At 74.0% G+C, this 12,406-nt stretch carries 8 protein-coding genes; 1 reads left to right on the forward strand and 7 read right to left on the reverse strand.

The window, feature by feature from the left end; genetic code table 11:
- Nucleotide 1 precedes the first annotated feature (1 nt).
- The 7 genes from O7613_RS12315 to O7613_RS12345 all read right to left on the reverse strand — a co-directional run bounded on the left by O7613_RS12315 (nucleotide 2) and on the right by O7613_RS12345 (nucleotide 10,906).
- Nucleotides 2-2,176, reverse strand: a complete 2,175-nt coding sequence (locus O7613_RS12315) for a peptidase domain-containing ABC transporter (RefSeq protein ID WP_282293931.1) — start codon at nucleotides 2,174-2,176, stop codon at nucleotides 2-4.
- On the reverse strand, nucleotides 2,173-2,667 hold the full coding sequence (locus O7613_RS12320; RefSeq protein ID WP_282293932.1) for a hypothetical protein: 495 nt from the start codon (nucleotides 2,665-2,667) through the stop codon (nucleotides 2,173-2,175). The genes O7613_RS12315 and O7613_RS12320 overlap by 4 nt, the downstream gene beginning before the upstream one ends.
- On the reverse strand, nucleotides 2,660-6,010 hold the full coding sequence (locus O7613_RS12325) for a type 2 lanthipeptide synthetase LanM family protein (protein ID WP_282293933.1): 3,351 nt from the start codon (nucleotides 6,008-6,010) through the stop codon (nucleotides 2,660-2,662). The genes O7613_RS12320 and O7613_RS12325 overlap by 8 nt, the downstream gene beginning before the upstream one ends.
- Nucleotides 6,011-6,104: 94 nt before the next feature.
- On the reverse strand, nucleotides 6,105-6,383 hold the full coding sequence (locus O7613_RS12330; RefSeq protein WP_281588580.1) for a mersacidin/lichenicidin family type 2 lantibiotic: 279 nt from the start codon (nucleotides 6,381-6,383) through the stop codon (nucleotides 6,105-6,107).
- 88 nt (nucleotides 6,384-6,471) lie between these two features.
- On the reverse strand, nucleotides 6,472-6,723 hold the full coding sequence (locus O7613_RS12335; RefSeq protein ID WP_281588579.1) for a mersacidin/lichenicidin family type 2 lantibiotic: 252 nt from the start codon (nucleotides 6,721-6,723) through the stop codon (nucleotides 6,472-6,474).
- Nucleotides 6,724-6,794: 71 nt separating this feature from the next.
- On the reverse strand, nucleotides 6,795-10,124 hold the full coding sequence (locus O7613_RS12340; RefSeq protein WP_282293937.1) for a type 2 lanthipeptide synthetase LanM family protein: 3,330 nt from the start codon (nucleotides 10,122-10,124) through the stop codon (nucleotides 6,795-6,797).
- The gene (locus O7613_RS12345; RefSeq protein ID WP_282293939.1) at nucleotides 10,121-10,906 is read right to left on the reverse strand and encodes a BTAD domain-containing putative transcriptional regulator; all 786 of its coding nucleotides are present in this window, start codon (nucleotides 10,904-10,906) and stop codon (nucleotides 10,121-10,123) included. The genes O7613_RS12340 and O7613_RS12345 overlap by 4 nt, the downstream gene beginning before the upstream one ends.
- Nucleotides 10,907-11,232: 326 nt before the next feature.
- Here O7613_RS12345 and O7613_RS12350 point away from each other — a divergent pair, with 326 nt between their 5' ends.
- Nucleotides 11,233-12,393: a serine hydrolase domain-containing protein gene (locus O7613_RS12350; RefSeq protein WP_282293941.1), complete on the forward strand. Its 1,161-nt coding sequence runs from the start codon at nucleotides 11,233-11,235 to the stop codon at nucleotides 12,391-12,393.
- The last annotated feature ends 13 nt before the right edge of the window (nucleotides 12,394-12,406 follow it).

Consider the following 12,406-nt stretch of genomic DNA (forward strand, 5'->3'; position numbering starts at 1 on the left):
GTCAACCGGGTCGGGCGGTCTGGAGCTGGTCGCGGATCAGCGCCTCGTAGTGGCGCCCGTGTGCGATCAGCTCCTGGTGGGTGCCCTGCTCGACCAGCTGCCCGTCCTCCATCACCCCGATCAGGTCGGCGTTGACCACGGTGCTGAGCCGGTGCGCGATCACGATCCGGGTGCACGACAACGCGGTGAGCACCTCGTCCACCTGGCGTTCGGTGACCACGTCCAGGTGGCTGGTCGCCTCGTCGAGCAGCAGCAGCGGCGGCTTGTGCACGAGGGCGCGGGCCAGGGCGAGGCGTTGCCGTTGCCCACCGGAGAGCCCGCCGCCCCCCTCGGTCAGCTGCGTCTCGTACGCCATCGGCATCATCATGATCTCGTCGTGGATCTGCGCCCGCTGCGCGGCGAGGACGACCTCCTCGTAGGTGGCGGAGGGGTGGCCGAGCGAGATGTTGTCGCGGATCGAGCCGGCGAACAGGGCGGGCTCCTGCGTCACCATGCCGCACGACCGGCGCAGGTCCCGGAAGTCGAGGTCCTGCAGGAGGCGGCCGTCGAAGCGGACCTCCCCCTCGGTGGGCACGTACAGCCCGATGATGGTCTTGGCCAGCGTCGTCTTGCCGGATCCGGTCCGGCCGACCAGTGCCACCTTCGCGCCGGCCGGGACGGCCAGGTCGATGCCGCGTACCGCCCACGGCGCGTTGGTGCTGTAACGCATGCCGACGCCGGTGAGGGTGACCTGGCCGGTGATACGTCGCGTCGGGCGGCTCGTCGACGCGTCCTGTTCGACGGCCTCGTCCATGACGTCGCGGATCCGTTCCAGATGGGTGCCGACGGTCTGCAACTGCCGGGCGGTGTTGACCAGGCCCATCAGCGGGGTGAGCACCGCGGCGGCGAGCGCGTTGAGCGCCAGCATGGTGCCCAGCGACATCCGTCCGGCCACGACCTGGTGGGCGCCGACCCACAGCAGCAGCATCGGCGAGCCCATCCGGAACGCGGTGAGCAGCGCCTCGACGCCGGTCTCCAGGCGGCGGCGGTGCAGGGACGCGAACTGGCGGCTCTGGAACAGCCCGGACCAGCGGCCGAGGACCTGCTGCTCGGCGCCCATCGCCTTCACGGTCTCGGCGCCGGCCAGCACCTCGACCGCGTAGTTCTGCTCGTCGGCCTGGGCGGCGATGTCGCGGTGGGTACGTTCGCGCATGGCCCGGTAGGTGGCCACGATGGCGGCGAGCTGGGCCAGGCCCAGCCCCAGCACCAGCGCGGCGTAGAGCGGGGTGAGCGCCAGCAGCAGGCCGACGTAGGCGACCACGAACAGCCCGTCGAGGACCAGCGACATGGTCTGACTGGTCAGCATGTCGCGGATGACGGTGTTGCTGGACATCCGCATGAGCAGGTCGCCGCTGCTGCGGAGCTGGAAGTAGGAGTACGGCAGGGCGAGCAGATGGTCGAAGAAACGCCGCATCATGGTGTCGTCCATGCGGGCGTGCAGCACGTTGAGCGCCAGGCCCCGGGTGTAGGTGCCGACACCCTGGACCGCCAGCAGCAGCACCATCCCGGCGCCGAGGACGGTGAGCGCGTCCACCTGCCCCTGCCCGATCACCACGTCGACGGCGAACTTGGTCACCAGCGCGGGCAGCAGCACCGCCAGTTGCAGCAGCAGCGAGACGAGCAGGACGAGGCCGAGCAGCGGGCGGGAGAAGGTGAGCATGCCGTGGGCGAACCGCAGCGAGGCCAGCCGGCCCGGTCCGGGGCGACGCGCGAACCGTTCGTCGGGGGTGAGCTCGATGGCGATGCCGGTGAAACCGGCACCGAACTCCTCCCGGCTCAGCCGCCGCCGGCCCATCGCCGGGTCGACGACGACCGCGCCACGTTTGTCCCAGCGTTCCAGCACCAGGTAGTGGCGGAAGTTCCAGTGCACGATCGCGGGCAGTTCGAGCTGTGGCAGCGCGTCGAGGTCGACGCTGACGCCGCGGGCCCGCATGCCGTTCTCGCGGGCGAACTGGGCCATCTGCAACGCGGTGGCGCCGTCGCGGCCGACGCCGAGCCGGTCGCGGCACTCGGCGACCGAGGTCCAGCGGCGGTGGTGGGTGAGGACCATGGCGAGGCACGCGGCGCCGCACTCGGTGGCGCTCATCTGGAGCATCACCGGCACCCGGCGGCGCGGCCGGGGCGGGGTCCCGCTCACCGCAGCGCCCCGGTGACCTCGGGCAGCATCTGCAGCAGGGTGGGTTCGGCCACCACGAGGCTGAGCCGGCCGTAGGCGTGACCGGCGGGCGCGCCGGACAGCAGGACGACGGTGGCCGGGCGGGCCACCTCGGTGGGGATCCGCCAGCGCCGGGCGGCTGCCTCGTCGTCGACGATCTCCGAGCGGACCACGCGCACCGTGGTCCGTCCGGTGTCCTGGTTGAGGGTGACCTCGGCGCCGGGCGCCGGGTCGACGCGGCCGGCGAACACCGCGACCAGGTGCGGCCCGTCGGCGCTCAGGACGGCGCCGTCGACCGCCCTGGGCACCCGGGTGACCGCCGCGAACCCCACGCAGACCATCAGCAGGGCGGCGAGCGCGACGAGCGGCCGGCGCGAGGACCGGATCGTACGCCGGGCCGGTTCGCCGGGCGGGCGGTGGTGGTAGGTCGCGAGCGCCTGTGGACGGTAGGGCCAGATCGGCGCTTCAGCCACGGTTGTCACGCTCCCCGGCCGGTCGTGGCGGTTCGACGAGCAGCACCGACGGGACCCGGTCGGGCGCGGCCAGGCGGAGCAGGTTGTAGCCGATTCCCGCGATGCCGCTCATCAGGCCGGGCGTCTCCGCGCCGAGCGGGACTCCGCACAGCCAGCCGTCCTGGTCGATGTAGTCGAGGATGCTCGCCGCGACCAGTTCGGCCTGCCGGGCGGCGGCGTCGTCGCCGAGGACCCGGGCGGCGGCCAGCACCGCCTCGATGTTGCCGAGGTCGCCGTGGCAGATGCTGTGGTTGCCGGTGCCGGTGATGACCTCGCCGGTCAACCCGAAGCGGAGCATGCCGGCCAGGGCGTCGCGCAGGTCACGCTCGACCGGTTCGCGGTCGTCGACGTAGCCGGCCAGGTCGGCGCGGGCGAGCGCGATCCCGGGACCGCCGTGGCACCAGGCGATCATCGAGTATCCGTCCGGTGTGGTGTCGCGCAGGTCGAGCCAGCACGTCTGCTCGGGGTCGAAGGCGGAGCGCTCGTAGCGGATCGCGCCCTCGACCAGCGGCAGGTGGTCGCGGTGGCCGAGGACGCGGTCCAGCCGGGCCAGGGCGACGGCGATGCCGGACCCGCCGTGCGAGAAGCCGGCAAGCGGACGGCTGGGGTTCACCGAGCCGGCCCAGCCGACCCCGTCACCGGCCGGCTCGGCCTTCGCGCGCAGGATGGCGGCGAACGTGCCGGCCGCGTCGAGCAGGTGCGGCGACGGGCGCGCCGCGTGCAGCGCCAGCAGCCCCAGGATGGCGCCGGCCGAGCCGCTGATCACGTCGTACGCGTCGTCGGCGGGGGCGAGGTGCAGCAGCACCGGCACGATCCGCTCGGCGGCGTCGAGCAGGTCCTCCCGCCGCCACAGCGCGCCCAGGTGACTCAGCGCGTACAGCGGGCCGCCCAGCTCGTTGAACGCGCCGACGGTGAACTTCTCCAGGTTCGCCTTCGGCGTCTCGTCGAGCAGGTCGACCTGGCGGGTGAGCATGGTCGCGACGACCTCGGCCGCCGCCCGGAACCGCTGCTCGCCGGTGACCTCGCCGAGCTGGCCGAGGAACAACGCGATCCCGGACAGCCCGTTGTAGAGGTCGATCCCCACCGGGCCGAGCTGCCAGATCCGGTCGGCGACCAGGGTGTGCCCGAGCCAGGCCAGCGAGTCGTCGCCGGCGTCGGCGGTCAGCAGCAGCCGGTCTCCGGCGGCGCGGGCGGCGGCGAGGAACCGGTCGGCGGGGGCCGGGGTGGTGGCGGCGGTGACCCGGTACTGCGACCACTGGCCCTGGCTCTCCACGCCCATCGTCAGCGCGGCCAGGGAGCTGCGCAGGATCCACGTCTGCTGGGCCAGGTGCGCCTCGGAGAGCCCGCCGATGCGCTGCCGGGAGCGGTCCAGGCCGCTCGTGGTGAGCACGTCGGCGATGACCGTGCCGTCCCCGGCGACGAAGTCGCGCGAGGCGGGCGTGGTGCCGAAGATGGGGATGTCGCCGCGGCTGAGCTGCGCCTGCTCGGCGGCGGCGATCCGGGTCTCGGCGCCGGGCCAGTCCTCCTGGAGCCAGAGGAAGCTGAGGAACCGCTCACGGTCCAGCGCGTTGCGCAGCAGGTCCGGGTGCCGGCTCTCCTGGAGCAGGTTGCCGTAGGTGCGGGTGGCGCGCAGGATCACCCGTACCTCGTCGCCGGCGAACGCCGCGACCGGCCCGTCCGGGGCCAGGAGGTCGTCGCGGTGGCGGTGCAGCAGCCGGTACGTCCGGTCGAAGCCGGCCAGGATGTCGTCGCTGAAGTCGAGCGTGTGGTGCGTCGCGCCGTCGAGGCTGGGGAGGTTCTGCCCGCCGCCCATCTCGATCCGCTTGCGGACCAGGCGCATCCGGTCGGTGCCGGACTCCTCCCAGGTGGCCACCGGGGCGGGGGTGAGCTGACCGGCGGTGCCGGCCAGGCCGCTGAAGTCGACCCCGCCGATGCCGTCGTCGTCCTGGTAGATGATCGGCCGGGGCAGGAGCCCGACCTCGAGCACGGACTCGCGCATGGTGCGGAACGACTCCACCGAGACGCCGACCTGCCGGTCGGTGTGCTCGCTCTCGGGGTGGAACAGGGCTTCCAGGTCGACGAGCATCGGGTGCTCGCCGGCGGCGATGACGTTCTCCAGGTGGAAGTCGACGGCGGCGAGGCTGTGCAGCAGCGCCAGGTAGCCGCCCTGGCGGGTGTAGAAGCGGCGCAGCGCCTCCTGGTCGGCGCACGGCCCGGCGGCGACGAACTCCGACCAGCCGTACTCGCCCCGGTCGAGCACCCACATGGTCCGCAGCGGCGGCTGCGCGCCGCGGTCGTTGAGCCAGTCGAGCAGTTGCTGGAAGTGCAGCTCCACCTGGAGTCCGCGCGGCTTGTAGACGGCGCGGGCGCCGTTGGCGAAGCGGACGAAGCCGACCGAGCGCCCGCCCCGGTGCGAGTCGCCCGCCCCGAAGGACACGCCGGTCACGGCGCCGAGCCCGGCCGGGTCGCCGAGCCGGTCCGCGAGCGCGGCCTGGTCGGCGACGAGGCGGCGGGCGAACTCGACCCGGGCGTCGACCCAGTTGTCGACCAGGACGGTGGCGTCCCGGGCCAGCACCGGGTATTCCATCAGGACGTCGAGGGCGTATTTGGGGTCGCGCAGGCGTCGGGTGAAGTCCTGGAATCGTTCCTGCGGCGTGTCGCCGGTCAGTTGTCCCTGGACCCGCAGCACGTTGAGTTCGAGCACCAGCACCCGGCCGACCAGCAGGTTGATCGCCGCGGTGGGCGGGTCGCAGAGCTGGTCGGCGAGCAGGTCCGCGTCGACGTGCGGTCCCGGTGCGGCGGCGCACGCCTCGCGCACGGCCGCGCGTACCCGGCGCAGCCCGTCGTCGACGAGCGGGCGGACCAGTTCCACGAAGGCCGCGTGCGGGTGCGGGTCGTGCCGGTGCTCGTGGTCGTGGTCGTGGTCATGCTCGTGGTCGTGGTGGTGCTCCTGGTCGGCGGCGGTCCCGCGGGGGCGGTGGTCGTGCCAGGCCCGCTCGATGGTGCGCACGTGGTCCGGCACGTCGGCGAACCGGCTGCGGACCGTCTCCGGCATCTCCCCGAGCACCCGGACCAGGGCGGGCTCGTCGAGGCCCAGCGCGCGCAGCCAGCTGTCGAACAGCTCCGAGTCGCCGGCGAAGACCGGCTCCTCCCGCCACCGCCGCAGCCGCAGCCGGCCCCGCTCCTCGTCCACCGGACCGACCGGCGCCCCGGCGCCGAGCCGCTCCGACAGGGAGTACGCCAGATACCAGTCGGGGTGGGAAACGTCCACCGGTCCATCGCCGGTCAGGTGCGACTGCGTCATCGGTGCTCTCTCTCGCGCGGCGGTCGGGTCTCGCGGGTCCGACGGCGCCCGGGCGCGTCCCGTACGCCCGGGCGCCGTCGGTGTGGTGGATGGATCAGGCGGTGCACAGCCCGCAGGTCGACTGCGTCTGGCAGGTGCCGCAGGTGGTGCCGCCGCAGGTGGCGCCGCAGGAGCCGCACGGCGTCTCGCGGGCGGTGAAGCCGCCGCAGCAGCCGAGCGTCAGCAGGTACTCGGTGCGCGCGCCGGCGATGTGCGCGAGCACCTCGTCACCCAGCTCGACCACGCCGCAGGGGTGCTCGGGCAACGCCGCGAGCTGCTCGGCGGACAGGCTCGCCCGGTACTCGGGGTCCTTCCAGGCTTGCACGATGTTCATCGGGGTTCTCCTCGGTGAATTCTTCGATGGCCGGCGGCGGAACGCGCCGTGGAGGGCGGGTGCGCGTCGGGCCGCCTCGGTGGATCGGTCAGCCGCAGCAGCCGACGGTCAGCGCCGCGCAGGTGCCGTTGCAGACCGTGCCGTTGATGGTGAAACAGCCGGCGACCCCGGTGACCGCGGTGATGGTCGGGGTCGGGGTCCACGTGCCACCGGGTGCGGTGTCGAGTTCCTGGTCGCTCAGTTCGACGAAGCCGGCCGGGTTGGCCGGCAGGGCCGCCCGCTCCTCGTCGCTGAGCGACGCCCGGTAGACCGGGTCCTTCCACGCCCTGATGTAGTCCATACGAGTCTCCGATCGAAGTGGTGATGCATGGTGTCCGGGTGGGCCTCCACGGCCGGAACCGTAGGGCCGGCCTATGGCAGATCGATGGCACCGCGATGGTCACGCGGCGGCTCCAGCAGCAACACCGACGGCACGCCCGCCGGATCCGCCCGGCGCAGGAACGCGTAGCCGACGCCGGCGAGGCCGCTCATCAGCCCGGGCGTCTCCACGCCCCGGGGTACGCCGCACCGCCAGGCGCCCGCCTCGACGTCCGCCACCGCCCCGGCCGCGACCGTGGCGGCGTGCCGGGCCGCCGCGTCGTCGCCGAGGACCGCCGCCGCGGCCGACCCGGCCTCGGCGTTGCCCAGGTCGCCGTGGCAGATCGAGTGGTTGCGCAGCAGGTTCCGCGGATCACCGAGGGCCGTCAGCGCGTGCCGCAGGTCGGCGCGGACGAGCGCGTCATCGCTGGCGTAGCCGAGCAGCTCGGCGCGGGCCAGCGCGATCCCGGCCGCGCCGTGGCACCAGGCGACCATGCCGTCGCCCGTCGGGGCGTCCGGGCGCAGGTCCCGCCAGTTGCCGGCGGCGTCGTCGTAGACCGTGTGTTCGTAGCGCAGCGCCGCGTCCACGGTCGCGCGATGCTCGTCGACGCCGCGGTGACGGTCCCAGCGGGCCAGCGCGGTGGCGATGCCGGACGCGCCGTGGGAGAAGCCGGCGAGGGGCCGGTCGCCGGAGAGCGCGCCGAGCCAGCCGAGGCCGCCGGCCACCGGGGACGCGCCGCCGGTCAGGTGCCGGGCCATCGCGCCGGCGCCGGCCAGCAGGTCCGGGTCGTCGGTCATCCGGTGCAGCGAGAGCAGGGCGAGCAGCCCGCCGGCCGTGCCGCTGATGATGTCGTACTCCCGGCTGTCGGCGGTGTGCGCGACCATCGCGGCGGCCAGCCGGGTGGCGACGTCGAGCAGGTCGTCACGGCGCAGGTCGGCGGCGAGGTGGCTGAACGCGTACACCGAGCCGCCCAGGTGGTCGAAGCCGCCGACGCCGAGGGTCTCGGCGACCGGCGCGGCGAGCCAGGCCCGCGCCTCGCGGAGCATCATCGTGGCGGCCCGGTCGGCGGCCCGCCGGTAGGTCGGGTCGCCGGTGACGGAGGCGAGCCGGCCGAGGAACAGGGCGATGCCGCTGATGCCGTTGTAGAGGTCCATGGCGCTGGGCCCGAGCACCCACACCCGGTCGGCGACCAGGCCCAGGCCGAGCCAGCAGATCCGGTCGCCGTCCTCGAGCGCGGTGGCCAGCAGCCGGTCCCCGACGAGGCGCGCCGCGTCGACGTACCGTTCGGGTGGGACCGGTCCGGGCGCCGGGCTCGCCGGGCTCGCCGAAGCCGGCGGTCGCCAGGTGCCCGCGTCCCCCATGATCAGGGCGGTCAGGGAGGCGTCGATGATCCAGCTCTGCTGAGCCAGGTGCTCCTCCGACATCCCGGCGAGGCGGTCCCGGACGGCGTCCAGCCCGGTCTTCCGCAGCGCGCCCGGCAGCACGGACCCGTCCCCGGCGACCAGATCCGTCGACGACGGCGTGGTCACGAAGATCGGCACGTCACCGGCGTGCATTTGCGCCAGTTCCGCGGCGACGAGCGCGTCCCGCTGCGGGCGCCGGTCGTGTCCGGCCCAGAGGTTCTCGAACCAGCGGTCCCGGTCCAGGGCATCGCGCAGCAGGTCGGGGTGGTGCGCCTCGGTGAGCAGCCGGACGTACGACTCGGTGGCGCGCGCGACCACGCGGACCTCGTCCCCGGCGAACGCCGCCAGCGGGCCGGCCGGGGCGAGCAGCTCGTCGCGGTGCGCCAGCAGCAGCCGGTAGAGCCGGCGGTAGCCGTCGACGATCTCCGGCGCGAACTCGGTCACGTCGACCGCGCCGTCGCCGAGCGTGGGCAGGTTCGCCGAGCCGGGCAGCGCCACCCGCCGCCGCTCCAGGCGCATCTCGTCGGTGCCGAGGCCGTCCCAGACCGCCACCGGCCGGGCGGTCAACTGCCCGCCGGCGCCGGCCATCCCGCTCATGTCGAAGCGGTTGACCTGGTTGCCCTCGGTCCAGATCACCGGGGCGGGAAGCAGCCCCACGGTGACCGCCGAGCGGCTCATCAGCTCCACCCCGACGGCCTGGAGGTAGCCGGCCTGATCGTCGTCGCCGGCCGGCCGCTCCCACTGCCAGTTGTGCAGCATCGCCTCCAGGTCGATGAGCATCGGGTGCTCACCGGCGGCGATCACGTTCTCCAGGTGGAAGTCGGTCGCGCCGAGCGTCTGGAGGAGGGCCAGCAGGGCGCCCTGCCGACGGTGGAACCGGCTCAGCGCGTCCCGGTCGGCGCAGGGTCCGCCCGCCACGAACTCGGTCCAGCCGTACGCGCCGCGGTCGAGCACCCAGAACGTCCGCAACGGCGGCTGCGCGCCGCGCTCGTCGAGCCAGCGCAGCAACTGCTGGAAGTGCCGGTCCACCTGGAGGCGGCGGGGCTTGTACATGACCCGTACGCCGGAGGTGAAGCGCACCACCGCGACGGAGCGTCCGCCGCGGTGGCTGTCGCCCGCGCCGAAGCTGACCCCGGCCAGGTCGCCGAGGGCGTCCGGGACGCCGCAGCGGTCGGCGAGGGTGGCGTGGTCGGCGACGAGACGCCGCGCGAACTCCAGCCGGGCGGCCTCCCAGTTGTCGACCACCCGGACCAGGTCGCGGGCGAGCACCGGATACTCCCGCAGCAGGGCCAACGCGTGCTCCGGTTGCCGCAGCCGGCGCAGGAAGTGGTGGAAGCGTGCGTGCGGGTCGTCGCCGGGCAGGTCGCCGCGCACGCGCAGCACGTTGAGCTCCAGCGCCATGACGCGGGCCAGCATCCCGTTGAGCGTGTCCGACGGGCCGGGCCCCAGGTGCGCGGCGAGCGCCGGCGCGGTCAACTGTGGATGGCCGGCGACGAGGGCGTCGATCCGGGACCGGAGCCGGTCCCGGGCGCTCGCGACGAGCGGCGCGGCGATCGTGGCGAACCCCGCGGCGTCGTCGTCGCCCTGGTCGGCCGGTGGGTGGCGGCGCCACGCGTCGGTCAGCCGGCGCGCGTACCCGGGCTCCTCGTCGAACCGCTCCCGGACCGTCTCCGGCGCCTCGCCCAGCATCCGGGCCAGGCCGTCGGAGTCGAGGCCGTGCTCGGCCAGATGCCGCGCCATCAGGTCGGGCCGCCTGGTGTGCACGGGCTCGTCCCGCCACATCTTCAGCCGGATCCGGCCGACCTCGACGTCGACGGGTCCGGCGGGTGACCGGCCGGTCAGCCGCTCCCGCAGGGAGTGCCCCAGGAACCAGGCGGCGTCCCCGGGCCGCACCGGGTCGGTGCTGTCGTGCATCTGCTCCGCCTCACTGCGCGGTTCGTCGCGCGTCACGTGCCGGCCGCCCGGATCCGGGCGGCTCATCTCGGGATGGGACCGGACGGCGCGGCGAGACCGCCGCGAAGCATCGAGGTGTACGCGTCGCTGAGCGCCGGGGTCGGCTCGACGCCGAGTTCGGCGTCCAGGCGGCTGCGGAAGGCGCCGAAGACCTGGACCGCCTCGTCCTGCCGGCCGGCCTGGTAGAGCGCCGTCATCAGCATGATCGCCAGCCGCTCCCGCAGGGGATATTCGGTACGCAGCGCGAGGAGCGCCGGGATCGCCTCGTGGAAGTTGCCCAGCCGCAGGTGCAGTTCCATCCGGTGTTCCAGGCACACGACGCGGCGTTCCAGCAAATGGTGTCGGCGGCTCTGCGCGTACGGACCGGGCAGGCCGGCGAGTGGCTCACCGGCCCAGATCTTCTCCGCCACGGCGAGCGTCGCGGCGGCGGCGGCCAGGTCGCCGGACGCCTCCGCCGCCGCGGCGCGCTCCACCGCCTCGTCGAAGTCGCCGAGGTCGATCCGGGCGCCGCCGAGGCGCAGGCGGTAACCGATGCGCAGGGTGTCGATCACCGGCCCGTCGGGACCTGCGGAGGCCGCCCGCAGGGTGCGCCGAAGCCGGTAGATGTAGGGCGGGATCAGCTTCGTGCCGGTCGGCGGGGCGTCACCGCCCCAGACGCCCTCCAGGATCGACGTCGGGGTCACCACCCGGCCGGCGTTGAACAGCAGCAGGGCGAAGACCGCCTGCTGGCGTACCGGCCCGAGGTCGAGCCACTCGCCGCCGACCTGGGCGTGCAGCGGGCCCAGGACGAAGAACCGGGTCCGCGTCACGGATTCGCACCGCTCACACCTGGCACCGCCATCGCTTCTCCTCCCCTGACCGCGAACCTGGCCGCCCCCCGGCCGCCACGAAGATCAATGCGTTCGGGGATGCTACGGGGGCCCGCGTACAGCCCGTGCACAATGCGCGTACGAACGGCGCGCGTGGACGACGTCGACCTGCTATGCAATTGATGCTTCTTGATGGCTGCCGCCATTCCCCGACGGTGTCGGTAGTGCCTGCGCCACCATCGCTCCGGCAGCAGGCGGGATGGAGGACGGACGCCGGCCCGACAAGGCTGGAAGCCGTACCCGTTTCCCGCCGACGAGGAGTTGCGATGAACCGCCGAACCTTTCCGGTCGCCGGCGCGGTGGCCGTGCTGACCGCCACCGCCCTGGGCGTGCCCACCGCGTCCGCCGCGCCCACCCACGCCGGGCGGCCCGACGCCGTGCAGGGACACCTCGACCGGCTGGTCTCCGACCAGGGCTTCCCCGGGGCGCTGGCCTCCGTCCGGGGCGCCGGCCACCGGGTGCGTGACTACACCGCCGGGGTCGGCGACCGCACGACCGGCCGCGACGTGCCCACGAACGGCACGGTGCGGATCGGCAGCAACACCAAGACCTTCACCGCCGTGGTCGTCCTGCAACTCGTCGGCGAGGGCCGGATCGACCTGGACGCCACCGTCGAGCGCTACCTGCCCGGGATGGTGCGGGGCCACGGCAACGACGGGCGGCGGATCACCGTACGCCACCTGCTCCAGCAGACCAGTGGGCTGCCCGACTACGACGAGGTGCTGTTCACCGGGCCGCAGGACCTGGTGGACCGCGCGCACGCGTACCTCGAGCCGCGTTCTCTGGTGGACGCGGCGCTGACCCGGCCGTCGCGGTTCGCCCCGGGCGCGAAGTGGGAGTACAGCAACACCAACTACGTGCTGGCCGGCCTGATCGTCGAGCGGGTCACCGAGCGTCCGGTCGGCGAGGAGATCACCCGGCGGATCATCGAGCCGCTGCGGCTGCGCGGCACCTCCTGGCCCGGCGTCGGCGAGCAGCGCCTCGCCGGCCGGCACCCGCGGGGCTACGTGGCGGTCGCGCCGGGCGCGCCGTGGGTCGACGTGACCGAGATGGACCCGTCCTTCGGCTGGGCCGCCGGTCAGCTCGTCTCGACCCCGGGCGACCTGCGGACGTTCTTCGAGGCGCTGCTGGCCGGCCGGCTGCTCAAGCCCGCGCAGCAGGCCGCGATGATGCGGACCGTGCCCGCGCCGGAGTTCGAGCCGGGCGGCGTCTGGGCGTACGGGCTGGGCATCGCCCGGCACGACCTGCCCTGCGGCGGGCACGCCTGGGGGCACGGCGGCGACATCCAGGGCTTCGAGACGCGCAACCTGGCCACCACGGACGGACGCAGCGCCGTGGTCGCGGTGACCGGGCTCCCGACCTCGCTGGAGATGACCGAGGCGGTCTCGGACAGCGTGGACGCGGCGATCTGCGCCACGCCCCGCTGACCCCCGCGCCACG

The sequence above is a fragment of the Micromonospora sp. WMMD975 genome (assembly GCF_029581215.1).
In the GTDB taxonomy this organism is placed as follows: Bacteria; Actinomycetota; Actinomycetes; order Mycobacteriales; family Micromonosporaceae; genus Micromonospora.